General features: G+C 62.8%; 20 protein-coding genes and 1 pseudogene. 14 read left to right on the plus strand and 7 right to left on the minus strand.

What is annotated here, in order from left to right:
* Positions 1-200: 200 nt before the first annotated feature.
* From ACMGF8_RS14015 to ACMGF8_RS14025, 3 genes are read right to left on the minus strand one after another with little or no spacing between them, the layout of a single operon-like run.
* Positions 201-2,102 (minus strand): ATP-binding protein, encoded by a 1,902-nt coding sequence (locus ACMGF8_RS14015; RefSeq protein WP_102863956.1) that lies wholly within the window; start codon positions 2,100-2,102, stop codon positions 201-203.
* Positions 2,099-3,028 (minus strand): ABC transporter substrate-binding protein, encoded by a 930-nt coding sequence (locus ACMGF8_RS14020; RefSeq protein ID WP_416759955.1) that lies wholly within the window; start codon positions 3,026-3,028, stop codon positions 2,099-2,101. The genes ACMGF8_RS14015 and ACMGF8_RS14020 overlap by 4 nt, the downstream gene beginning before the upstream one ends.
* A 1-nt stretch (position 3,029) precedes the next feature.
* On the minus strand, positions 3,030-5,156 hold the full coding sequence (locus tag ACMGF8_RS14025; protein WP_416759957.1) for a TonB-dependent receptor plug domain-containing protein: 2,127 nt from the start codon (positions 5,154-5,156) through the stop codon (positions 3,030-3,032).
* Positions 5,157-5,351: 195 nt separating this feature from the next.
* Between ACMGF8_RS14025 and ACMGF8_RS14030 the strand changes: the two genes are divergently transcribed.
* The 10 genes from ACMGF8_RS14030 to ACMGF8_RS14075 all read left to right on the plus strand — a co-directional run bounded on the left by ACMGF8_RS14030 (position 5,352) and on the right by ACMGF8_RS14075 (position 13,922).
* On the plus strand, positions 5,352-6,377 hold the full coding sequence (locus ACMGF8_RS14030; protein WP_102863953.1) for an NAD(P)H-dependent glycerol-3-phosphate dehydrogenase: 1,026 nt from the start codon (positions 5,352-5,354) through the stop codon (positions 6,375-6,377).
* Between the two features lie 18 nt (positions 6,378-6,395).
* Positions 6,396-6,743 (plus strand): DUF4389 domain-containing protein, encoded by a 348-nt coding sequence (locus ACMGF8_RS14035; protein WP_102863952.1) that lies wholly within the window; start codon positions 6,396-6,398, stop codon positions 6,741-6,743.
* Entirely contained in the window at positions 6,740-7,189 is a 450-nt protein-coding gene (sixA, locus tag ACMGF8_RS14040) for a phosphohistidine phosphatase SixA (protein ID WP_102863951.1), read from the plus strand. The genes ACMGF8_RS14035 and sixA overlap by 4 nt, the downstream gene beginning before the upstream one ends.
* 172 nt (positions 7,190-7,361) lie before the next feature.
* Positions 7,362-9,029, plus strand: a complete 1,668-nt coding sequence (locus ACMGF8_RS14045; RefSeq protein WP_416759960.1) for an AMP-binding protein — start codon at positions 7,362-7,364, stop codon at positions 9,027-9,029.
* 33 nt (positions 9,030-9,062) lie between these two features.
* Positions 9,063-9,506: a hotdog fold thioesterase gene (locus ACMGF8_RS14050; RefSeq protein ID WP_207167279.1), complete on the plus strand. Its 444-nt coding sequence runs from the start codon at positions 9,063-9,065 to the stop codon at positions 9,504-9,506.
* Positions 9,507-9,620: 114 nt separating this feature from the next.
* Positions 9,621-10,427, plus strand: a complete 807-nt coding sequence (locus tag ACMGF8_RS14055; protein ID WP_416759962.1) for an alpha/beta fold hydrolase — start codon at positions 9,621-9,623, stop codon at positions 10,425-10,427.
* Positions 10,424-11,278, plus strand: a complete 855-nt coding sequence (locus ACMGF8_RS14060) for an alpha/beta hydrolase (RefSeq protein ID WP_102863947.1) — start codon at positions 10,424-10,426, stop codon at positions 11,276-11,278. Before ACMGF8_RS14055 ends, ACMGF8_RS14060 begins: the two co-directional genes overlap by 4 nt.
* A gap of 50 nt (positions 11,279-11,328) precedes the next feature.
* Complete coding sequence (locus ACMGF8_RS14065) at positions 11,329-11,988, plus strand: glutathione S-transferase family protein (RefSeq protein WP_102878906.1); 660 nt, start codon at positions 11,329-11,331, stop codon at positions 11,986-11,988.
* Between the two features lie 8 nt (positions 11,989-11,996).
* A complete protein-coding gene (locus tag ACMGF8_RS14070; protein ID WP_180988588.1) occupies positions 11,997-12,800 on the plus strand; it encodes a DUF4892 domain-containing protein in 804 nt (267 codons plus the stop codon).
* 69 nt (positions 12,801-12,869) lie between these two features.
* Positions 12,870-13,922 carry an AI-2E family transporter gene (locus tag ACMGF8_RS14075; RefSeq protein ID WP_102863944.1) on the plus strand — a complete coding sequence of 351 codons (1,053 nt, stop codon included), beginning with the start codon at positions 12,870-12,872 and terminating at the stop codon, positions 13,920-13,922.
* A 197-nt stretch (positions 13,923-14,119) separates the two neighbouring features.
* Here ACMGF8_RS14075 and ACMGF8_RS14080 read toward each other — a convergent pair whose 3' ends face one another.
* Both ACMGF8_RS14080 and ACMGF8_RS14085 read right to left on the minus strand, forming a co-directional pair.
* Complete coding sequence (locus ACMGF8_RS14080; protein ID WP_102863943.1) at positions 14,120-15,172, minus strand: sensor histidine kinase; 1,053 nt, start codon at positions 15,170-15,172, stop codon at positions 14,120-14,122.
* Positions 15,172-15,933: a response regulator gene (locus ACMGF8_RS14085; protein ID WP_102863942.1), complete on the minus strand. Its 762-nt coding sequence runs from the start codon at positions 15,931-15,933 to the stop codon at positions 15,172-15,174. The genes ACMGF8_RS14080 and ACMGF8_RS14085 overlap by 1 nt, the downstream gene beginning before the upstream one ends.
* Before the next feature lie 316 nt (positions 15,934-16,249).
* Between ACMGF8_RS14085 and pyrF the strand changes: the two genes are divergently transcribed.
* A complete protein-coding gene (gene pyrF / locus ACMGF8_RS14090; protein WP_162884117.1) occupies positions 16,250-16,951 on the plus strand; it encodes an orotidine-5'-phosphate decarboxylase in 702 nt (233 codons plus the stop codon).
* 42 nt (positions 16,952-16,993) lie between these two features.
* On the opposite strand, the gene ACMGF8_RS14095 is transcribed toward pyrF, so the two are convergent.
* Positions 16,994-17,998 carry an NADP-dependent oxidoreductase gene (locus ACMGF8_RS14095; protein WP_416759967.1) on the minus strand — a complete coding sequence of 335 codons (1,005 nt, stop codon included), beginning with the start codon at positions 17,996-17,998 and terminating at the stop codon, positions 16,994-16,996.
* Positions 17,999-18,235: 237 nt separating this feature from the next.
* Between ACMGF8_RS14095 and ACMGF8_RS14100 the strand changes: the two genes are divergently transcribed.
* The 3 genes and pseudogenes from ACMGF8_RS14100 (at position 18,236) to ACMGF8_RS14110 (ending at position 21,165) form a co-directional block, all read left to right on the plus strand.
* Positions 18,236-18,997 (plus strand): SDR family oxidoreductase, encoded by a 762-nt coding sequence (locus ACMGF8_RS14100; protein WP_102863940.1) that lies wholly within the window; start codon positions 18,236-18,238, stop codon positions 18,995-18,997.
* A 1,082-nt stretch (positions 18,998-20,079) separates the two neighbouring features.
* Positions 20,080-20,304, plus strand: a pseudogene (locus ACMGF8_RS14105) (HAMP domain-containing protein); the annotation flags it as partial.
* Positions 20,302-21,165 carry a methyl-accepting chemotaxis protein gene (locus tag ACMGF8_RS14110; protein WP_371826160.1) on the plus strand — a complete coding sequence of 288 codons (864 nt, stop codon included), beginning with the start codon at positions 20,302-20,304 and terminating at the stop codon, positions 21,163-21,165. The pseudogene ACMGF8_RS14105 and the gene ACMGF8_RS14110, both read left to right, overlap by 3 nt.
* A 69-nt stretch (positions 21,166-21,234) precedes the next feature.
* Here ACMGF8_RS14110 and ACMGF8_RS14115 read toward each other — a convergent pair whose 3' ends face one another.
* Complete coding sequence (locus ACMGF8_RS14115) at positions 21,235-21,993, minus strand: hypothetical protein (protein ID WP_180988587.1); 759 nt, start codon at positions 21,991-21,993, stop codon at positions 21,235-21,237.
* Positions 21,994-22,025 lie beyond the last annotated feature (32 nt).

The following is a 22,025-nucleotide window of genomic DNA, read 5'->3' on the forward strand; positions in this document are numbered from 1 at the left end:
GGCCGATCGAAGCGTTCATGCCTCGAGCCGGCAGCCTACTCATAGACTATTGCGTTGTAGTGAAAGTCACAGCGCAAAGGGCATGAATGTACACTTGTGCACTGAAATTTTTTTTGAGGGCCTTTTCGGGGCCCGTCGGGTGCCTAAGACTGCCGCACTTTCGCCCGTCACGCCAGTCGCACCTGTTGGAAAATAGCCTGTTACTGCACCCAACGTTGGAGAATTTGCTGCAGATCAGCCCGCTTGAACGGCTTGGCCAGGTAGTCGTTCATGCCCGCCGCCAGGCAGGCTTCGCGGTCGCCCTGCAAGGCGTTGGCGGTCAGGGCGATGATCGGTAAATCAGCGCAGCCGGGCAGTTGGCGGATCTGCCGGGTGGCTTCGTAGCCGTCGACCAGTGGCAGTCGGCAGTCCATCAGAATGGCCTCGAAAATCAGGCTTTCGGCGCTGCGTACCGCCTGGGCGCCGTCGGTGACGATGCTGACGGTGAAGCCCAGGCTGCGCAACATGGCCTGGATCACGGTCTGGTTCACCGGGTTGTCCTCCACCAGTAGCACGTTGCGGCCTTCGCCCTGGTGAGCGGCTGTGTTCACTCGCGGCGCCAGCACGGGCAGGCTTTGCTGAAACAGCGCCAGGGGGATTTCCAGGGTGAACACCGAGCCCTGGCCTTCCTCGCTCTGGGCCCGCAGGGTGCCGCCCATGCGTTCAGCCAGGGTCCGGGCGATCGGCAGGCCCAGGCCCGTGCCGCCGTAGCGTCGGGAAATCGAGCTGTCGGCCTGCTGGAATGCATCGAACATCAGTTCCAGGCTGGCCGGGCTGATGCCAATCCCGCTGTCGCGCACTGAGCAGGTGAACCACAGGAGTTCGTGATCCAGGGTCTGCCACTGGGGCTCGATGGTGACGCTGCCTTGTTCGGTGAACTTCAGCGCGTTGCCGATCAGGTTGACCAGGATCTGGCGGATTCGCGTCGGGTCGCCCTTGACCTGCAGCGACTCCATGCCCGGCGGCAGCTGCAGTTGCAGGTCCAGGCCTCGTTGCAATGCGCTGTGCTGGAAGGCCTGGGCGCAGCTGCTGATCAACTCGGCGAGGTTGAACGGAATGTGTTCCAGCTCCAGGGCCGAGCGTTCGATGCGCGAGAAGTCGAGGATGTCATTGATCACCTTCAGCAGGTGCTCGGTGGACTCCGAGGCCAATGCCGCGTACTCGCTCTGCTCCTGGGTCATCTCGGTGGTTTCCAGCAATTGCAGCATCCCCAGTACGCCGTTCATCGGGGTACGCAGCTCATGGCTCATCATCGCCAGGAAGTCCGATTTGGCCTTGTTCGCCCGCTCGGCATCTTCCCGGGTCTGGATCAGTTGTGACATTGCCTGTTGCTGCTCACGGCTGGCCAGTTCCAGGCCGGCGGCGAGGTTGTTGATATGTCGCGCCAGATTGCCCAGCTCGCCGTCGTCGACAATCGGCAGCGGCGTCTTGAAGTCGCCTTCCTGAATCGCCTTCACCGCGTGGCCCATGGCGCTGATGGGTTGCGCCAGGCCGGCTGCCAGGCGTCGGGCCAGGAAGAAGGTGAAGAGCAGGGCGAACAGGGCGAGAATCCCGGCCTTGAGGAGGATTTCCTGTTGACGCTGGCTGAAGGCGTCATTGGACATGCCGACAATGACCCGCCCCAGGTAACCGTCGCCCTGGGGGCTCAGGCTGGCTGGATCATTCTGCAGAAAGTCGTTGTGCACCTGAATGCGCTGCAAGCGCACCGGCGCCTGGAAGACCTTGATCTGCTGGGCATGGTTGTGACTGGCGGACGGCTGCTCGACATACACCAGGATGTTGTTGGCACTGTCCTGGACTTCCAGAAAGTGCACATGAGGCGTGGCCAGAGTGGCTTGCAACAGGCTTTCCAGGCCCTCGTTGTTGCCGGAGATCACCCCGTACTCAGTGGCCGGGGCCAATTGGTTGGCGATCAGTTGGCCGGTATGGTTCAACTCCTGGCGCAGATCCTGAAGACGCACGAAGGTGAAAAAACTGATCAGCAGCAGAGTCAGGAGCAGGGCCGGGCCCAGGCTGATGAGCTGAGTGCGGGTCTGGATATCCCACCGGCGACGCAATGTCATGGGCGTTTCTCTCCTTCACTCAACTGGTGCGCGACGGCTTGCGGGTCGATTTCCTCGATGCCCAGGGAGCGTGCCACCTGTGGATTGCTCAGTACTTTGAAGGCCGCCGGGTACAGCTCCCTGGGCCAGTGGGCTGGTGCTTGATCCAGCAGGCTGTCCAGGGTCTGCAGCCAGTCCTGCTGGTCGCTGTAGGTGCTGGCCAGGCTGCCGGCCCTGACGAAGCCGGCATTGGGCCCGATCAGCGCCTGTTGCCGGGCGTAGCTGCTCAGCAGCAGGTTCTTCACGGTTTTCGGGTTGTACAGCTTGGGGTCGTCCAGGCCCAGCAGCACCTGGCTGTTGCGCAACAGGTTCTGCAGCGGGCGGCTGTCATTGGTGCTGTCCCAGGTTTCGGCGACGATTTCCATGTCCATGGATTGCGCTGCGTCGCGCAGTTCCCTGAGCAGGAACTGGCTGTCCTCGCTGTACAGCACGCCGATCCGGCGCACCTGGGGCAGCACCTTGTGGATCAGCCGCAGTTGGCGGCTCAAGGGCGGGTCGCTCCAGAGCAGGCTGAGTTTGGGGTGAGGCGCGCCTTGCAGACGCTGCTGGGCCTGCAGGCGGCTGATCCGCAGGACCAGGGTGGCCGGCCCTTGCGGGTCTTGCAGGCGCCAGTCGAGGCTTTGCAGGTCCAGCAGGATCAGGCGCGTGGCTGCGGGCAGTTGGCTCGGTGCCGGCAGTTGTGCCAAGGGCACGAAGCGCACCTGATCCTGAGGCCGCTGGGTGGCCAGTTCCTCGGTGAAGGTGTGCACGCTGTCGCTGCCTTCACTGGCGGTCAGCAACACGTCGGCTGCTCGCAGCGGAGTCGCCAGCAGCATGCCCAGGAGGATCAGGCAGATACCGAGACAGCGATGAATGCCCAGGGCCTTCCAGGGCCCGCGCTGGCCCATGCTAGAACTCCAGCTCGGCACTGAGGTAGGCCACGTGCCGTGAGTCGTAGAGGTTGTCGGCGAAGGTGGTGGGCTCATGGTCAAGCCGCTGTTGCAGCGTGCCTGCCAGTTCCAGGCTGGCCTTGCCCAGGGCCAGGCGCTTGGCGATGCGGGTGTCGATGCGCTGGAAGCGGTAGCCGTTGAGGGCGTTGTCACCATAGTAGAAGAGGGCGCTGGACCAGCCCTGGCCCCAATTGCGCAGCCAGCCGGCAGAACCGCTGTTGCTGGCGGTCAGGTGCTGGTCCAGGCGATTGCTGGCTTGCGCGTGGACATAGGCGTAGGTCAGGCGCAGGCGGTCGGCGCGGCTCAGTTGCCAGTCCAGCTGGCCCTCGGTGCCGGAGAAGCGCGCCGAGTTGTTGTTGCTGGCGATGTACTGGTTGTTGCGCAGCGGTTCGCTGATCATTCCGCTGATTTCGTCGTAGAACAGCTTGATGTCCAGATTCAGTGCCTGGTCGCTGAAATAGCCGTTGTAGCCCAGCTCCCGAGAGCGCATGTGCTCTTGGTCAAGATTGCCGGGGCCACGGGTCCTGACGAAGTACTGGGCGCTGTTCTGGCCATAGACCGGAGCGCTCAGGCCGGTGACCCGGTAGCTCCAGTTGACGTTGTTCTCGAACATGTCCGCAGAGCGGATGGCTTCCGAATACACCGCGCGCAGCCCGTGGCGCGGGTTGATCAGGTAGTTGACGGCGATCCGTGGCGTCAGCGAGTTGCCGGTCAGCTGGGTGTCTTCGTACATAGCCCCGCCCTGGATCAGCCAGTGTTCGCTGGCCCGCCACTCCAACTGGCCGAACAGGCGCCAGGTGGTGTCGTCGAGGGTGCCGTTGAAGTAGGTTTCGGAGTCGGCCCGGTCGTAACGATAGTTCATGCCGCTGACCAGCCGCAGGTTATCGCTGAGGCTCAGGGTGTCCTGCAACTCCAGGTCGTAGCGGGTCTCCCGGGCGCTCTGGTCGATATTGCCGCAGACGGTTTGCTTGCCGCCGGCGCTCCACTGGGTGAGGACCTGCTGGGCTATGGCCTGCTCGGCGGGAGATCCCGGGGGCGGGGTACCGGCATCGCTGAAACCTTTGATGCCGCGCGCCAGGCGCTCGGCGTAATTCGGATTGATTTGCCACAGGCGAGTCAGCTCGGGGCTGAAGGAAATCGCCGCGTCACAGGCGCGCCAAGTCTGCTGGCGATCCCAGTGCTGGGCCGAGCCCTGGACATAAAGGCTGTGCTGCGGATTGAGTTCCAGGTTCCAGCGCAGTGACCCGGCGTAGTCCTTGGCCACCACATCGGAGTTGTTGCCCTGTTGGGACACGCCATAGAACACCGGCTTGTAGGTATAAGGCCGCTGATTAGTCCCTTCCTTGGCGTTCAATTGCCAATCGATGCTCTGCTGTTCATTGATCATCTGGCTCACCGACAGACTGACACGATTCAAGCGCCTGCTGTCGCGGTAGTCCGAACCGTCGAGGCGGCTGTCGAAGCCATCGTCTTCCTGCCCCGACAACGACAGCCGCAGGTCGCCGCTTTCCCAGCCAGTGCCCTGGCTGGCGTACCAGTCGTTGATGCCGCGCTGGCCCCTGGTCACCTTGAAGCGCGTGCCGTGGCTGTTGGCGGGTGAGCGGGTAATGATGTTGACCACCGCCATCAGCGCGTTGGCGCCGTAGCTGACGGTGTTGGGGCCGCGAAACACTTCGATGCGCTCGATGTCTTCCATGGCTACCGGAATATCGCTCCAGTCCACCGTGGCCAGGCCCGCGCGATACACCGAGCGTCCATCGATCAGTACCTGCATGCGCCGGGCTTCGCTGGCGTTGGTGCCGTGGTAGTTGACCGTGGCCTGATTGCCGCTGATGGCGCCGACCATCATCCCCGGCACCAGGCGCAGCAGTTCGCTGATGTCCCGAGCGCCGCTGGCCTTGATCAGTTCATTGTCGAGCACCGTCATGCTGCCGGGCACTGCGGCTGGGGATTGCTTCAGGCGCGTGGCGGTGAGGACCTCGGGCAGGGCGCTGCCATCCATGAACAAATCGTCGGCCAGCGCTGGATAGCCGAACAACATGCCCAGCAGCAGTGACAGACGAAGAGGTGAGGGGCCAATGGACACGGCACAGCCTTGAATCTTGAAAGATGGCGCGCATGTTAACCGAGAAAGTCGAGTTTTCCAGTCGATAAGCCCGACATTCCCCGAATGAGTCCACCCGTTCCCGACAGATCGTCTGAATGGCCGCTGGGGCTGGTGGTGGGAAAACCGCCCCGTATAATGCCGCCATCGCCACTGCTATGGATAAACGGATTGCATATGACACAACAGCGCCCTATTGCGGTCCTGGGAGGCGGAAGTTTTGGTACCGCCGTGGCCAATCTGCTGGCCGAGAACGGTCACCCGGTGCGGCAGTGGATGCGAGACCCCGAACAGGCCGAGGCCATTCGGGTCAATCGCGAGAATCCGCGCTATCTCAAGGGCATCAAGATTCATCCGGCGGTGGAGCCGGTCACCGATCTGCTGGCCACCCTGAATGACAGTGACCTGTGCTTTGTCGCCTTGCCTTCCAGCGCCCTGCGCTCGGTACTGGCCCCCCACGCACAACTGTTGAGCGGCAAGATGCTGGTCAGCCTGACCAAGGGCATCGAGGCCCAGACCTTCAAGCTGATGAGCGAGATCCTCGAGGATATCGCCCCGCAAGCGCGGATCGGCGTGCTCTCTGGGCCTAATCTGGCCCGCGAAGTGGCCGAGCACGCCCTGACCGCCACCGTGGTCGCCAGCGAAGACGAAGAACTGTGCCAGCGGGTCCAGGCGGTGTTGCATGGCCGGACGTTCCGCGTCTATGCCAGTGCCGATCGTTTTGGCGTGGAGCTGGGCGGAGCGCTGAAGAACGTCTACGCGATCATCGCCGGCATGGCGGTGGCCCTGGGCATGGGGGAAAACACCAAGAGCATGCTGATTACTCGCGCGCTGGCGGAAATGACCCGCTTTGCCGTGAGCCAGGGTGCCAACCCCATGACCTTTCTCGGTCTGGCGGGTGTCGGTGACTTGATCGTCACCTGTTCCTCGCCCAAGAGCCGCAACTATCAGGTGGGCTTTGCCCTGGGCCAGGGCCTGAGCCTGGAAGAGGCGGTGACGCGTCTTGGCGAAGTGGCGGAGGGCGTCAATACCCTCAAGGTGCTCAAGGTCAAGGCTCAGGAGTTGGGGGTCTACATGCCGCTGGTAGCCGGGCTGCACGCGATCCTGTTCGAAGGGCGTACGCTGAATCAGGTGATCGAACTCTTGATGCGCGGCGAGCCGAAAACCGACGTCGATTTTATCTCCACCAGCGGATTCAACTGAGTAGCACAGGAGCCAGACATGAACGATACGAATTCCGAAGCCAAATACGAATCCATCCTCCTGCGCGTGCTGTGGATGCTGGTGTTCGTGATGGTGTGGCAGGTAGCGCAGTTCCTCCTTGGCGCCCTGGTCCTGGTGCAGCTTGTTTATCGGTTGATCTACGGCGCACCCAATGCCGGCCTGATGAACTTCGGTGACAGCCTGAGTCAGTTCCTGGCTCAGATCGGCCGTTTCGGCAGCTTCCATACCGAACAGAAGCCCTGGCCGTTCTCGGATTGGCCAACCCCACGAGCACCTGAAGGCGAGGCTCCCCATAGCGTGCCGCCAGCGCCCCATCCGGTGCGCGATGAGGAGCCCAAGCTGTGAAACTGTGGGTCCTGCGCCATGGCCAGGCCGAATCCCACGCGCCCACCGATGCCCAACGCAATCTCACCGCCCACGGTCGTGAGGAAGTGCTGGGCAGCGCCGCGCAACTGATTGGCCAGCCCATCAGCGCAATCATCGCCAGCCCTTATGTACGAGCCCAGCAAACGGCCCAGCTGGTACGCGAGGCCCTGGGGTTCGAAGCAGAGATCCGCACCGTGTCCTGGCTGACGCCGGAGGCCAATCCGCTGCAGGTGCTGCAGCAACTGGACGGTGCGGACAATCTGCTGCTGGTCAGCCATCAACCCCTGGTGGGTAGCCTGATCGGCCTGTTGCAGCATGGCCATCTGCGTGATCCCCAGCCCATGAACACCGCCAGCCTGGCGGAGCTGGAAGGCGACTGGCCTCTGGCGGGGCTGATGACCCTCAACGGCGTCAAGCACCCTTGATGCTGGCGGCGGCCAGGGAATCCCCTGGCCGTCATGACCTTTTGCCCCCGCTCGGTATCGGGTCGTGATCCGCTACATTTCTTAACTTGCAGCGCTCCTTTGTGCGTGGAATAGTCAGCCAAGCAAGTGCTTGGTTGGTGTCGCGAACAGAATAAAAACAAAGGAGCGAGTCATGGCTGCTGCTTTTCGTTTGCCGCTGCAAGTGTTCTACGAGCGCGAAGCTCGTCATCCCCAGCAACGTTTCCTGGTGCAGCCCAGCGCCGGAGGGCAGGTGCAGGCGTTGAGCTGGTTCGACGTCGGCCAGCAGGCCCGTCGTGCCGCCCAGTGGCTGCGGGAACGGCAGCTGGCTCCTGGCAGCCACATTGCAATCATTGGCAAGAACTCTGCGCACTGGATCATCAGCGACCTGGCGATCTGGATGGCCGGGCATGTGTCGGTGCCGCTGTATCCCAACCTCACAGCCGATTCGGTGGCCCAGGTGCTGGAGCATTCCGAGTCGGCCCTGGCCTTCATCGGCAAGCTCGATGACTGGCCGGGCATGGCCCCGGGATTGAAACCCGGGTTGCCCACCATCCGTCTGCCGCTGGGCCCCGAGGGGCATTTCGATTTCGACTGGGAACAGGTGCAGCGTAGCCAGCCCCTGGCGGATAGCCCTTGCCCACCTGCGGATCAACTGGCCACCATCATCTACACCTCTGGCACCACCGGCCTGCCCAAGGGCGTGATGCACAGTTTCGGCAACCTGAGCTTTGCCGCCAGCCACGGCGTCGGGCTTTTCGGCCTGGGCCCCGAGGATCGGTTGCTGTCCTACCTGCCGTTGTGTCATGTGGCCGAACGCATGTTCGTCGAGATGGCGGCGATCTACACCGGGCAGACCGTGTTCTTTGCCGAAAGCCTCGACACTTTCCTGGTTGACCTGCAGCGGGCCCGGCCCACTGCACTGTTTGGCGTGCCGCGGATCTGGACCAAGTTCCAGATGGGGGTGTACAGCAAGGTGCCGGCCAAGCGTCTGGATTTTCTTTTGGGCCTACCTTTTATCGGCAGGCGCGTCGGTCACAAGGTGCTGGCCGGATTGGGGCTCGACGCATTGCGCGTGGCCTTGTCGGGCGCGGCGCCGGTACCTCAGACCCTGTTGCATTGGTATCGCCGCCTGGGCCTGGACGTGCTGGAGGTCTACGGCATGACCGAAAGCTGCGGTTATTCCCATATCGGGCGGTCCGGGGAGCATGTTCCGGGCTGGATCGGCCGGCCCTGTCCGGAGGTCGAAGTGCGTATCGATGAGGCGGGGGAGGTCCAGGTGCGCAGCGGGGCCACCATGCTGGGGTACTACAAGGACCCGCAGAAAACGGCGGAAACCATCACCGAGGATGGTTTTTTGCGCACGGGGGACAAGGGGGAGCAGGATGCTGCCGGCAATTTGCGCCTGACTGGCCGGCTCAAGGAAATCTTCAAGACCAGCAAGGGCAAGTATGTGGCCCCGGCCCCCATCGAGAATCGCCTGGCGGTGCATGCCCATATCGAGCAGGTGTGTGTGGTGGGCGATGGCTTGAGCGCGCCCCTGGGGTTGTGTGTGCTTTCGGCGGCCGGTTTGCAGGCTGCTGGCGGCAGCTCCCGGGAAGGGCTGCACAGCAGCCTGGAAAGTCTCCTGGTTCAGGTCAACGGCAGTCTGGACAAACACGAGCGTTTGCATCGGCTAGTGGTGGTCAAGGACAACTGGGCCGTGGAGAACGGCTTTCTGACCCCGACCCTGAAGATCAAGCGCAATGTGATCGAAGCCACCTATGGCGCCAGTTTTCAAACCTGGAGCGAGCGTGGCGAAGCCGTGCTGTGGCAGGATTGATCGACAAGAACAACCCGAGAGAAGGAAGCGGCGATGAGTCTGTGGCGTACCACTCCGAACATCGAACAACTGAACGCAATCCAGAAGAACACCATCGGCGAAGTGCTGGATATTCGCTTCGAGTCCTACGATGAGGAGTCGTTGACGGCGAGCATGGTCATCGACCATCGCACCCACCAGCCCTATGGCCTGTTGCATGGCGGCGCGTCGGTGGTGCTGGCGGAAAGCGTCGGCTCCATGGCCAGCTATCTGTGCATCGATGCCAGCCAGTTCTATTGCGTGGGCCTGGAGATCAACGCCAACCACCTGCGGGGCTTGCGCAGCGGTCGGGTGACAGCGGTAGCCAGGGCCATTCATATCGGGCGCACTACCCATGTCTGGGACATCCGCTTGAGCAGTGATGAAGGCAAGGCCAGTTGCGTCTCGCGCCTGACCATGGCCGTGGTGCCGCTGGGACAGAAGCCGCCGCTGGCTTGAAGCAACGGGTCATAGGCTGAGCCCGGGTGTCAGCATTCCTGTCCGTTACGGTCATTGCCCTGGTACGGGGCCTTGCGGACAATCGTTGTTGGTTTGGTGGATGGATGAGTCGGTATGTCGCAACAGGTGTTTTTCGCTCACGCCAATGGGTTTCCCTCCGGGACTTACGGCAAGTTGTTCGCTGCCCTGGCGCCTGAGTTCCAGGTCAGCCATTTGCAGCAGCACGCCCATGACCCGCGTTTTCCGGTGGACGATAACTGGCGCAGCCTGGTGGACGAATTGATTCACCACCTGCAACAGCAGGCCCAGCCGGTATGGGGCGTCGGCCATTCATTGGGCGGGGTGTTGCACTTGCATGCGGCCTTGCGTTGTCCGGAACTGTATCGGGGCGTGGTCATGCTCGATTCCCCGGTGCTGACCCGTGCCGATCAATGGGTGATCCGCGCCGCCAAGCGGTTTGGTTTCATCGACCGCTTGACTCCCGCCGGGCGCACCCTGGGACGTCGTGAGGAATTTGCCGATATCGAAGCGGCCCGCAGCTACTTCTCGCGCAAGACCCTGTTTCGCGCGTTCGATCCGGACTGTCTGGACGCTTATTTGCAGCATGGCCTGCAGCAAGTGGGCGACCGCCTGCGGTTGCGCTTCGATCCGGCTACCGAGATCAGCATCTATCGCGGCGTGCCCCACACCAGCCCTGGCAGCGCCCACCAGCTAAAGGTGCCCCTGGCGGTGGTGCGGGGGCAGCAGAGCCGGGTGGTGATGCGTCATCACACCAGTGCAGTGGGGCGCATGCCCCATGGGGAGTCGCTGACCATGCCCGGCGGCCACATGTTTCCTCTTGAGCGGCCCACTGCCACGGCGGCCTTGCTCAAGGAGCTGTTCAGCCGCTGGGACGATCGCCAGCAACGGAGTTGTGCATGAGCCATACCGTCGAGGAAGTGCGCCTGAGTCTGCCTCACATCGAACTGGCGGCTCATCTGTTCGGGCCCGAGGACGGTTTACCGGTCATCGCCCTGCACGGCTGGCTGGACAACGCCAACAGCTTTGCCCGGCTGGCGCCCAAGCTCAAAGGTCTGCGTATCGTTGCCCTGGACCTGGCCGGCCATGGTCATTCCGGGCATCGCCCCCTGGGGGCCGGCTATGCCTTGTGGGACTACGTGTACGATGTGCTGCAAGTCGCTGAACAGCTGGGCTGGAAGCGTTTCGCCCTGATGGGCCATTCCCTGGGGGCGATCGTATCCCTGGTGCTGGCGGCCGCGCTGCCGGAGCGGGTCAGCCATCTAGCCTTGATCGACGGGGTCATTCCACCGACCGCCAAGGGCGAGGACGCCGCCGAACGCCTGGGCATGGCCCTGCAGGCGCAAATCAACCTGCAGGACAAGAGCAAACCGGTCTACAGCACCCTGGAGCGGGCCATCGAAGCACGGATGAAGGGATTGGTCGCGGTCAGTCGCGAGGCGGCCGAACTGTTGGCCCAGCGTGGCCTGATGCCGGTTGCCGGTGGCTACACCTGGCGCAGTGACAGTCGCCTGACCCTAGCCTCGCCGCTGCGGCTGACCGAGGAACAGGCCATGTCCTTCGTCCAGCGTGTCAGTTGTCCAACTCAATTGGTGGTAGCGGCCGATGGCATGTTGGCCAGGCATGAAGCGCTGTTGCAGCGTCTACCCTTTAGCCGTGAGCAGCTGCCAGGCGGCCACCATCTGCATCTCAACGATGAGACCGGTGCCAGCTTTGTCGCAGACTGTTTCAATCGGTTTTTCGCCGTTCCTTGACTTGACGGGGTCAACTGTCGAGGCTGGGCGGGTTGAAATGGGAGACAACCATGATAGATCTGTACACCGCTGCGACCCCCAATGGCCACAAGGTTTCCATCCTGCTCGAAGAGCTCGGCCTGCCCTATACCGTGCACGCCCTGAGTTTCGACAAGCGGGAGCAAAAGGCGCCAGCGTTTCTGAAGATCAATCCCAATGGACGTATTCCGGCCATCGTCGACCGCGACAATGGTGATTTCCCCGTGTTCGAATCCGGCGCGATCCTGGTGTACCTGGCCGAGCGCAGTGGCCAGTTGCTGCCCGCCGACCCCAAGGGCCGCTCCATCGTCATGCAATGGCTGATGTTCCAGATGGGCGGGGTGGGGCCCATGCAGGGCCAGGCCAACGTATTCTTCCGTTATTTCCCGGAAAAGCTCCAGGGCGCCATCGACCGCTACCAGCATGAAACCCGGCGCCTGTACGAGGTGCTCGATACTCGTCTGCAGCAGGTCGAATACCTGGCCGGGGACTACAGCATTGCCGACATCGCCACCTTCCCCTGGGTGCGCGGTCATGAATGGTCCGGTGTCTCGGTACAGGGATTGCCGGCCCTGCAGCGCTGGATGGCGGCCCTGGAGGCCCGGCCTGCGGTCCAGCGCGGCTTGCAGGTTCCGCAGCGCAATGATGACGCCAGCGTCGTCAAAGGCGCCCAGGCCATGCTTATCCGATGAGAGTGTTCATGCGTTCAATCAGTGCTTTGAGCTTGGCCTTGTTAAGCTCGCTGGCGCTTGCCGCCGATCTGCCGGGCAGTCATGACCTGCCTTTGGTTCCCCGTCTGACCGACGCACAAATCGTCGACTACCGCCCCGAAGTGGAGCAGGAGCGCGTCTACCCCTTGGGGTCGGTCCGCAGGATCAGCGGCCAGCTGCGTTTTGACGGACAGGTCAATGCCAGGGGCAAACTCACCGCCATTACCTACCAATTACCCGCCGAGCGCACCTCCAACGAGGCCTTCACCCTGGCCCGGGAGGCCCTGCAGAAGCAGGGGGCCGAGCTGTTGTTCTGGTGCCAGGCCAGGGATTGCGGCGAGAGCAGCCTGTGGGCCAATCAAGTGTTCGGCAACGCCAAGCTGTACGGCGCCGATGAGCAGCAGGCCTATCTGCTGTTGCGCCTGGCGGAGCCCCAGGAGAACACCCTGGTGGCCTTGTATAGCATCACCCGGGGTAATCGCCGGGCCTACCTCCATGTGGAACAGTTTGATGCTGCAGCGCCTCTGGGCGACCTGCTGCCCACCTCGGCGACCTTGCTACGGCAACTGAAGGACACGGGAAAACTGGATCTGCCAAAACTGACGGACCCCCAGCCCGTCTGGCTCAATCTGCTCTCTCGGGGCTTGAATCTGGACACCACGATGCGGATCAGCCTGTCCGGCAAGCAGGCTGAAGCCTGGCGCCAGGCCCTGATCAGCCAGGGCGTGTTGGCCACGCGCATGGAGACCGGCAACACCGAAGTGAGCGGCTTGCACGTCGAGCGGCTGCGTTAAGCTGTTTCAGGCGGCCCGCATTCGCGGGTTCGCCTACTCTTCTCTGACTCTTCTTGCGCGAGACATTTCATGCCCAATAACGATCGCCTGCTGGTGCAGATCCTGCTCCTGGTGTTGTTCGGTGCCAGCTTCTGGGTGATGGCGCCTTTCTGGTCGGCGCTGTTCTGGGGCGCGGTGCTGGCCTTTGCCAGCTGGCCTCTGATGCGATTGCTGACCCGTTGGCTCAATGGCCGCGAATCCCTGGCCGCAGCGTTGCTGACCCTGGGTTGGATGGTCCTGGTGGCGGCGCCCCTGGTCTGGCTGGGCCTCAACCTGGCGGATCATGTGCGCGATGCCACGGCCTTTATCAAGGACGTGCAGGTGGACGGGCTGCCCGAGGCTCCCGCCTGGCTCGGTGGCTTGCCATTGGTCGGAGAGCGCTTGGTGGCATTGTGGGACAGCATCGACCAGCAGGGCGCGGCCCTGATGCTGGCGGTCAAGCCGTACCTGGGGCAGGTGGGCAACTGGTTGCTGGCCCGCAGTGCGCAGATTGGCGGGGGCATTCTTGAGCTGACCCTGAGTATTGTCTTCGTGTTTTTCTTCTACCGCGACGGTCCGCGCCTGGCGCTGTTCGTGCACAAGCTGCTGGAGCGCCTGATCGGCGACCGGGCCGGGTATTACATCGAACTGGTGGCCGGCACTGTGCAGCGGGTGGTCAACGGAGTCATAGGCACTGCCGCGGCCCAAGGCGTGCTGGCGCTGATCGGCTTCCTGATTGCCGGCGTTCCCGGGGCGCTGGTGCTGGGTATCGTCACCTTCCTGCTCAGCCTGATTCCCATGGGGCCGCCCCTGGTATGGATTCCGGCTACGGCCTGGCTGGCCTGGAAGGGCGAATACGGCATGGCGGTGTTCCTGGGAATCTGGGGCACCTTCATCATCAGCGGCGTCGACAACGTGCTCAAGCCGTATCTGATCAGTCGCGGTGGCAATCTGCCCCTGGTGATCGTGCTGCTGGGCGTGTTCGGCGGCCTGATTGCCTTTGGCTTTATCGGCCTGTTTATCGGGCCGACCCTGCTGGCGGTGGCCTACAGCCTGCTGCTGGACTGGAGTGCCAGCCAGGCCCGGGCCCAGGAACCGCGCTGACGTGCGGATTGCCGCTCCCCGAGGGAGCGGCAAGGGGCCAACAGACGGCGACGTTGACGCTGCTGTCGGGGGTCAACTGATACTGCTTGCTGAGGTTGGCGATCATCTTGCCCAGGGCTTTGGCGATGTTGGCCTGCTGGGTTTGGGCGTCGCTGTCCTGCGTACTTGAGTTTTGTACCCGTCGCTACACAAGGCGCTCAGGGGCGGGGCAGGTGCAATACTGCAGTCAGGCCGCCGCCCGGGGTTTCGTCCAGCAGCAATTGTCCCCCCATGCGCTCCGCCGCCTCGCGGGCAATGGTCATGCCCAGGCCCACGCCGCCGGAGTTGCGGTTGCGCGAGCCTTCGAGGCGGAAGAAGGGCTCGAACACGGCCTCACGCTTGTCGGCGGCAATCCCCGGCCCGTGATCGATGACCCGGATCAGCAACTGCTCACGGTTGTCTTCCAGGGTCAGGGTGGCCTGCCCGGCATAGCGCAAGGCGTTGTCCAGCAGGTTGTTGAGGCAGGACTGCAGGGCCATCGGCTGTACCAGCAGGGGCGCGCAATGGCCTTGGGCCTGGACGTCGGCGCCCTGGTCCTGGGCGTTCTCGCACAGCGACTCCACCAGTGCCTGCACATCCATCCATTGCGCCGCCTCGCTGGTGCGCTGTTCATGCAGATAGCTGAGGGTGGCATCGAGCATCTTGATCATGTCGTCCAGGTCCTGGCGCATTTGCCCTTGCAGCTTGCTGTCCTCGATCTGTTCCAGGCGCAGCTTGAGGCGTGACAGTGGCGTGCGCAGGTCATGGGACACGGCGCCGAGCATGCGCCCCCGTTGCTGAACCTGTTCCTGTATGCGTTTTTGCATCTGGTTGAAGGCGCTGGCCGCTTGTCGCGCTTCCCGGGGGCCGACTTCTTCCAGGGGCGGGCTGTCGAGGTTTTCACTCAGGCGTTCCGCGGCATCGCTGAGGCGCTGGATGGGGCGCGATAGCAGCTTGGCGCCGTACCAGGCGGCGATGATCAAGGAAATGAACTGGAAAGTCAGGGGCACCAGCGGGCCACCGAACCAGGGCCGTGGCGGGCGTCTCGGGAAATGCTGCGGCTGAGCTGGAGGCTGGCCATTGCCGAGCGTCGCCGACTCAGGGGGCGGCGGCGGTGGGGGCGGCGGCCCGTAATGGTGAAACCAGAAGAACGCCAGCAGGTGGGCGAGTACGATCGCGATCAGCAGGACGCCGAACAGGCGGCCGAACAGCGTATCGAAACGCCCACGCATCAGCCGATATCTCGGGCGTCGAACAGGTAGCCCTCTCCGCGCACGGTCTTGATCAACTGCGGCGATTTCGGATCATCCCCGAGCTTCTGCCGCAGACGCGAGACGAGCAGGTCGATGCTGCGATCAAAGGCTTCGATGGAGCGTCCGCGGGCGGCGTCCAGCAGTTGTTCGCGGCTCAACACCCGGCGCGGGCGCTCGATGAATACCCACAGCAGGCGGAACTCGGCATTGGACAGCGGCACCACCAGCCCATCGGCCGAGATCAGCTGGCGCAGGACGCTGTTCAGGCGCCAGCTGTCGAAGCGGATATTGGCTCGCTGTTCGCTGCGATCATCACGGACCCGACGCAGGATGGTCTGGATTCGCGCCACCAGCTCTCGGGGTTCGAAGGGCTTGGCCATGTAGTCGTCGGCCCCCAGTTCCAGGCCGATGATGCGGTCGGTGGGTTCGCAGCGGGCGGTGAGCATGAGGATCGGAATATCCGATTCGGTGCGCAGCCAGCGGCACAGGGACAGGCCGTCCTCCCCGGGCAGCATCAGATCCAGTACCACCACGTCAAAGTGTTCGGCCAGCAGGGCCTGGCGCATTGCTGTTCCGTCGGTGACGCCACTGGCATGGATGTTGAAGCGCGCCAGGTAGTCGATCAGCAGTTCGCGGATCGGTACGTCGTCGTCGACGATCAGGGCCCGGGTGTTCCAGCGCTTGTCATCGGCATTGACTGCTGCTTTGGAGTCGTTGAGAGGGGCTGGAGTGTTGTGCATGGGGCGTTCATCTGCCAGGTAGGCTTGCCGCCACTAGAAGGTGACGGCGGGGTTGTGGCTTCAGCATAGGCGTCCGGCCCGGGGGCTGGAAGTGCTGTTCGAGGGTATTGCGGCTGGGGAGGGTAGCGTCGGGGGTTGTTGCTGACGTGTCGTCAGTGTATCCGGCTTGATACAAAGTCCGCGCCTCCCGAGGGATTTGTCGGCCGGATCGGCATTCGCGACCACCGTTGAGGATGTTTTACCTTTCATCGGGTCCCGGACCGCCGCGGCTTGCGCTACAATCCGCGCCGATTTCGACTTGCCTGAGAGCCCCTTCATGTCCGCCTGCCAGACTCCTATCATCGTCGCCCTGGATTTCCCCACCCGTGACGCCGCACTGAAACTGGCCGATCAACTGGACCCGAAACTGTGCCGGGTCAAAGTCGGCAAGGAACTGTTCACCAGCTGTGCCGCCGAGATTGTCGGGACCTTGCGTGACAAGGGTTTCGAAGTGTTCCTGGACCTGAAGTTCCACGACATTCCCAACACCACCGCCATGGCGGTCAAGGCTGCTGCGGAAATGGGCGTGTGGATGGTCAACGTGCATTGCTCCGGCGGCCTGCGCATGATGGCTGCCTGCCGCGAGGTGCTGGATCAGCGCACAGGTCCCAAACCGCTGTTGATCGGCGTCACCGTGCTCACCAGCATGGAGCGTGAAGACCTGGCCGGTATCGGCCTGGACATCGAGCCCCAGGAACAGGTCCTGCGCCTGGCCGCCCTGGCACAGAAGGCCGGCATGGACGGCCTGGTGTGCTCGGCCCTGGAAGCCCAGGCACTGAAGAGCGCCCATCCGACCCTGCAACTGGTGACCCCGGGTATTCGTCCGGCGGGCAGCGCCCAGGACGACCAGCGGCGGATTCTGACCCCGCGTCAGGCTCTGGACGCAGGCTCCGATTACCTGGTGATTGGTCGTCCCATCAGCCAGGCGGCCGATCCGGCCAAGGCCCTGGCCGACGTAGTGGCCGAACTGGCCCTGTAACACGCCTCCTCTTGCAGGAGCCGGCTTGCCGGCTCCTGCAGGTCAGACCTTCAGTACCAGCTTGCCGAAGTTCTCACCGCTGAACAGCTTGGTCAGCGTTTCCGGAAAGGTCTCCAGGCCTTCGACAATATCCTCCTTGCTCTTGAGTTGCCCCTTGGCCATCCAGCCGGCCATTTCCTGTCCGGCGGCGGCGAACTGCGAGGCGTAGTCCATCACCACGAACCCCTCCATGCGCGCACGGTTGACCAGCAGCGACAGGTAGTTGGCCGGTCCCTTGACCGCTTCCTTGTTGTTGTACTGGCTGATGGCGCCACAGATCACCACCCGGGCCTTGAGGTTCAGGCGGCTGAGCACGGCATCGAGAATGTCGCCGCCAACGTTGTCGAAATACACATCGACGCCTTTGGGGCACTCACGCTTGAGCCCGGCGTGCACGTCTTCGCTCTTGTAGTCGATGGCGCCGTCAAAACCCAGTTCGTCGATGAGGAATTTGCACTTGTCCTGGCCGCCGGCGATGCCCACCACCCGGCAGCCTTTGATCTTGGCGATCTGCCCGGCGATGCTGCCCACCGCGCCTGCCGCACCGGACAGCACCACGGTGTCACCGGCCTTGGGCGCGCCGACATCCAGCAGGGCGAAATAGGCCGTCATACCGGTCATGCCCAGGGCTGAAAGGTAGCGCGGCAGAGGGGCCAGCTTGGGGTCGACCTTGTAGAAGCCCCGGGGCTCGCCCAGGAAATAGTCCTGCACACCCAGGGCACCATTGACGTAATCGCCGACTGCGAATCCCGGGTTGTTCGAGGCAATCACCTGGCCCACCCCAAGGGCGCGCATGACCTCGCCAATCGCCACCGGCGGGATATAGGACTTGCCTTCATTCATCCAGCCGCGCATCGCCGGGTCCAGGGACAGGTATTGGTTCTTCACCAGAATCTGCCCCGCTGCCGGTTCGCCGACGGCGACCTGCAGGTAGGTAAAGGTCTCGCGGGTGGCTGCCCCGACGGGACGTTTGGCGAGCAGGAACTGGCGATTGGTCAGGGTGGTCATGACAGGCACTCAAGGGGTGAATGAAGCTCTAGTTGATAGACCCTCAAGGACGTTGTCGCAAGGTTTGCCAGTCCAGCGAATGGGAGCCAATCCAGTGTAGTGATGTAGAGAGGGGGGCGTTCATCACCAGCAGGCATAAGACCTCAACCGGCCTTTTGATAGTGCTGACGCGACCATGGCCGGCTGTGGCTAGATTGGATTGGGTAGCTGACCCGTACTTGATCGAGGATCTTTGCAATGAGCATGACGTTTTCCGGCCAGGTGGCCCTGGTGACCGGCGCGGCCAACGGTATCGGCCGGGCGACTGCCCAGGCATTCGCCGCAGAAGGTTTGAAAGTGGTGGTGGCGGATCTGGATGTGCTCGGAGGCGAAGAGACGGTGGCGCTTATCCAGGCGGCTGGAGGCGAGGCGCTGTTCGTGTCTTGCAACGTCACCCGGGAGGCGGATGTGCAGAACCTCATGGCCCGGACAATCGAGGCTTATGGCCGTCTGGACTATGCCTTCAACAATGCCGGGATCGAGATCGAGAAGGGGCGCTTGGCGGAAGGCTCCCTGGATGAGTTCGACGCCATCATGGGGGTCAACGTCAAAGGGGTCTGGTTGTGCATGAAATACCAGCTGCCGCTGCTGCTTGCCCAGGGCGGCGGCGCGATCGTCAACACCGCTTCGGTGGCTGGCCTGGGCGCCGCTCCGAAGATGAGCATCTATGCGGCGTCCAAGCATGCCGTGATCGGCCTGACCAAGTCAGCGGCCATCGAGTACGCCAAAAAGAAGATTCGGGTGAATGCCGTCTGCCCGGCAGTGATCGACACCGACATGTTCCGCCGGGCCTATGAGGCTGACCCGAAGAAGGCCGAATTTGCCGCGGCGATGCACCCGGTGGGGCGTATCGGCAAAGTCGAGGAGATTGCCAGTGCGGTGCTCTATCTGTGCAGTGATGGTGCCGCTTTCACCACTGGACACGCCTTGACTGTCGACGGCGGCGCCACGGCCATCTGAATGCAGGCTCGGGCCTTGGTGCGACAGCCCGCCGGGGCCCGATGGAATCGACCTCCAGTGTCCTGAAAACGACCTCGGCGTAGCTTTTTGCCATTATTCCGACGTCAGAGACTTGTGCGCCGGTGCACGCCGTTGCGACCCTTCGCAAAGACAAAATGGCCTTATTGCCATTGGGGATAGTAAGGGGACTGCGCACCATGACTTCGGCCGCGAGTGGACGTTTTGCCAACCTGGGCATGGCAAAGAAACTGGGTATCGGTTTTGCCCTGGTGTTGCTCTTGACGGCCCTGGTGGCCGGCATCGGTGTTTGGTCCCTGCAAACCGTCAGCCAGCGTTTCGATGGCCTCAAGCAGATGTCCCAGCTCAACAGTGGCGTGCTCAAGGTGCGATTGCTGGAGCAGGACTATGCCTTGCACGGCGACAGCAAGACGGTGGACAGCCTGCATGAAAGCCTGGATGCATTGTTGCTCCTGGCCCAGCAGCTCAAGGGGCAGTCGACCGCCAACCAGTCAGTGATGGGGGAGGTCGAACTGGCGCTGGCGGACTACCGCAAGGCCTTCGATGAATTCGTCGAGCTGACCCAGGCCAAGGACCTGGCCCTGGAAATGGCCAGTTGGTCGGTGTCCAGTGTGGCCAACAACCTTGATGTGCTGCAGGCCGGTCTGGCGGATGACGGCGCCTATACGCTCAAGGATTCCCTGGGCAAGGAGGGCGCGGAGTTCATCGAACAGGCCAATCAGATCAGCCAGGTTTCGCGCCTGATGCTGCAAGCCATGAACGAAGCTCGGGTGCGCCTGGACCAGAATCGCAAGGGGGATGAGCAAGGCAGTGCCGAGCAGGGCAATATCGAGCAGGCCGAGCAGGCCCTGGCTCAAGCCGAGCAGTTGAAGAGCGCAGTCAAGGATGCGGGCTACCAGACGGTGCTCAACGAGGTCGCTGGGCACATCGGCAACTTCAGCGAAAAACTCAACGAATACACCGGCCTGTTGGCTCGGGAGCAACAGGTCTATCAGACGTTGCATGAGCGCGCCGCCCAGGTGATGGCACGGGTCGACCAGGCTTATGCCGCTGAAGATCTGTCGATGCAGGGGGAACTGGAGAAAAACACCCTGCTGATCATCGGCTCCTCGGCCTTGGCATTGCTGGTGGGGCTGCTGGCGGCCTTGAGCATCACTCGCCTGATCGTTCGTCCGCTACGCAGTGTGATGCATGTGGCCCAGCAGATCGCGGCGGGGGACCTGAGTGCCACGGTGGTGGTCACCCGGCGTGACGAGATCGGCCAGTTGATGCAGGCGATGCAGCAGATGGGCAGTGGCCTGAGCGGTATCGTCAGTGGCCTGCAGGCCGGGATCGAACAACTGGCCAGTTCGGCGCAGTCACTGTCCTCGGTGACCGAGCAGACCAACCTTGAAGTCAGTACCCAGAAGGAAGAAACCGAGCAGGTGGCCACCGCCATGAATCAGATGACCGCCACGGTGCACGATGTGGCGCGCAATGCCGAGCAAGCGGCCCAGGCCGCCCAGGCGGCGGATGACAAGGTGGAGAGTGGCCAGCAGGTCGTGCGCCAGAGCATGCAGCGCATCGAGCAGTTGGCGGATTCCGCGACCCGGGCCAGCAGCGGCATCGAGAGCCTGAGCGCAGAGATCGACAACATCGGCAGCGTGCTGGATGTCATCAAGAGCGTTGCCGAGCAGACCAACCTGCTGGCCCTCAATGCCGCCATCGAGGCGGCAAGGGCGGGGGAGCAGGGCAGGGGCTTTGCGGTGGTGGCCGATGAAGTGCGGGCCTTGGCCAAACGTACCCAGCAGTCCACCGAGGAGATCGCGCGTCTGGTGACGGCATTGCATGCGGCTGCCGATTCTTCCGTGCAGCAGATCCAGAGCAGCGGCGAGCTGGTGAAGCTGGCGGTCAGCGATGCCCTGCAGACTGAAAGTGCCCTGGGCAGTATTGCCGCGGCGGTGTCGTTGATTCAGCAGATGAACCAGCAGATTGCCGCTGCCGCCGAACAGCAGAGTTCGGTGGCTGAAGAGATCAATCGCAGTGTCACCAGCATTCGTGCCAGTGCCGATCAGTCTTCCCTGGCCATGCAAGGCAATGCTGCGTCGAGCATCGAGCTGGCGCAGTTGGGTGTGGAGTTGAAGGGGATGGTGGGGCATTTCCGCTTGTAGCGGCGAAGAGGGCGCTGTTGCATCGAACCCCTGCCTGGCGCTGGATGCACCAGGCAGGGGTTTTTCATATCAGTCGTAGATGGCTTTCTTCTTCCAGTCGGCGTCGGCTTCCACGGTCTTCAGGCCTTGGGTCAGCTCGTTGTCCTCGTCTGGCGCGGGCTCCAGGGTCGATAGCACCATGGCGTTGGCACGGGCCAGGAGTTTGTCCAGGTATTCCAGCTGTTCCTTGTAGACCGCCGGGTCCGGTTGCTTGCGCAGGTATTGCACGCCGCGCTCGAAGGCCAGGCGGGCCTGGCCCGGCTGGTTCTGTTGCAGGGCGTATTGCCCCAGGTTGTTGAAGAACTCGATATGCAGCAGCACCAGGATATGGCGGATCTCCTTGATCCAGCGCTTGGCTTCATTGGGTTGCAGGAAGCCATCGTGGGCGGCACGGGTGACCTGGCCGTGCATGGCCTCCAGCAGGAAGCGAACATCCTTGGCCTTGGCTTCGGTCTGGATCGGCGACGGTGGATTATTCACCGGAATCGATTCGCCCTGACCGATCAAGGTATTGAGCTCGGCCTGACGTGCCTTGAGGGCGGTGTCTGTCTTGTCGAGGTTGAGCATGCGCTGCACAACGTTGAGTTCCAGTCGTGTCAGCAGCAGCTTGAGGGCCGGTGTCATGAACTGGCCGGGGAAGGTTTCGGTGATCTCGCCGCAGCGACGCAGGCGATCATTGAGTTCGACTTTGGTGCGGGCCTTTTCCAGTTTGTTGTTTTCCACCACATGGTTCATGTAGCCAATGGCGATCAATAGTGCGATCCCGGCTATTACCAGCAGGGTGATCATGAGTGGTGTCACCGTTAAAACCTCGTTATAGG

It is taken from the genome of Pseudomonas sp. BNK-7, assembly GCF_048072025.1.
GTDB lineage: Bacteria > Pseudomonadota > Gammaproteobacteria > Pseudomonadales > Pseudomonadaceae > Aquipseudomonas > Aquipseudomonas danubii.

Coding starts and splice junctions, on each gene's coding strand:
- ACMGF8_RS14015 (WP_102863956.1), bottom strand. CDS start 2,102: ATGACATTGCGTCGCCGGTGGGATATCCAGACCCGCACTCAGCTCATC.
- ACMGF8_RS14020 (WP_416759955.1), bottom strand. CDS start 3,028: ATGGGCCAGCGCGGGCCCTGGAAGGCCCTGGGCATTCATCGCTGTCTC.
- ACMGF8_RS14030 (WP_102863953.1), top strand. CDS start 5,352: ATGACACAACAGCGCCCTATTGCGGTCCTGGGAGGCGGAAGTTTTGGT.
- ACMGF8_RS14035 (WP_102863952.1), top strand. CDS start 6,396: ATGAACGATACGAATTCCGAAGCCAAATACGAATCCATCCTCCTGCGC.
- ACMGF8_RS14045 (WP_416759960.1), top strand. CDS start 7,362: ATGGCTGCTGCTTTTCGTTTGCCGCTGCAAGTGTTCTACGAGCGCGAA.
- ACMGF8_RS14050 (WP_207167279.1), top strand. CDS start 9,063: ATGAGTCTGTGGCGTACCACTCCGAACATCGAACAACTGAACGCAATC.
- ACMGF8_RS14055 (WP_416759962.1), top strand. CDS start 9,621: ATGTCGCAACAGGTGTTTTTCGCTCACGCCAATGGGTTTCCCTCCGGG.
- ACMGF8_RS14060 (WP_102863947.1), top strand. CDS start 10,424: ATGAGCCATACCGTCGAGGAAGTGCGCCTGAGTCTGCCTCACATCGAA.
- ACMGF8_RS14065 (WP_102878906.1), top strand. CDS start 11,329: ATGATAGATCTGTACACCGCTGCGACCCCCAATGGCCACAAGGTTTCC.
- ACMGF8_RS14070 (WP_180988588.1), top strand. CDS start 11,997: ATGCGTTCAATCAGTGCTTTGAGCTTGGCCTTGTTAAGCTCGCTGGCG.
- ACMGF8_RS14075 (WP_102863944.1), top strand. CDS start 12,870: ATGCCCAATAACGATCGCCTGCTGGTGCAGATCCTGCTCCTGGTGTTG.
- ACMGF8_RS14080 (WP_102863943.1), bottom strand. CDS start 15,172: ATGCGTGGGCGTTTCGATACGCTGTTCGGCCGCCTGTTCGGCGTCCTG.
- ACMGF8_RS14085 (WP_102863942.1), bottom strand. CDS start 15,933: ATGCACAACACTCCAGCCCCTCTCAACGACTCCAAAGCAGCAGTCAAT.
- pyrF (WP_162884117.1), top strand. CDS start 16,250: ATGTCCGCCTGCCAGACTCCTATCATCGTCGCCCTGGATTTCCCCACC.
- ACMGF8_RS14095 (WP_416759967.1), bottom strand. CDS start 17,998: ATGACCACCCTGACCAATCGCCAGTTCCTGCTCGCCAAACGTCCCGTC.
- ACMGF8_RS14100 (WP_102863940.1), top strand. CDS start 18,236: ATGAGCATGACGTTTTCCGGCCAGGTGGCCCTGGTGACCGGCGCGGCC.
- ACMGF8_RS14110 (WP_371826160.1), top strand. CDS start 20,302: ATGGGCAGTGGCCTGAGCGGTATCGTCAGTGGCCTGCAGGCCGGGATC.
- ACMGF8_RS14115 (WP_180988587.1), bottom strand. CDS start 21,993: ATGATCACCCTGCTGGTAATAGCCGGGATCGCACTATTGATCGCCATT.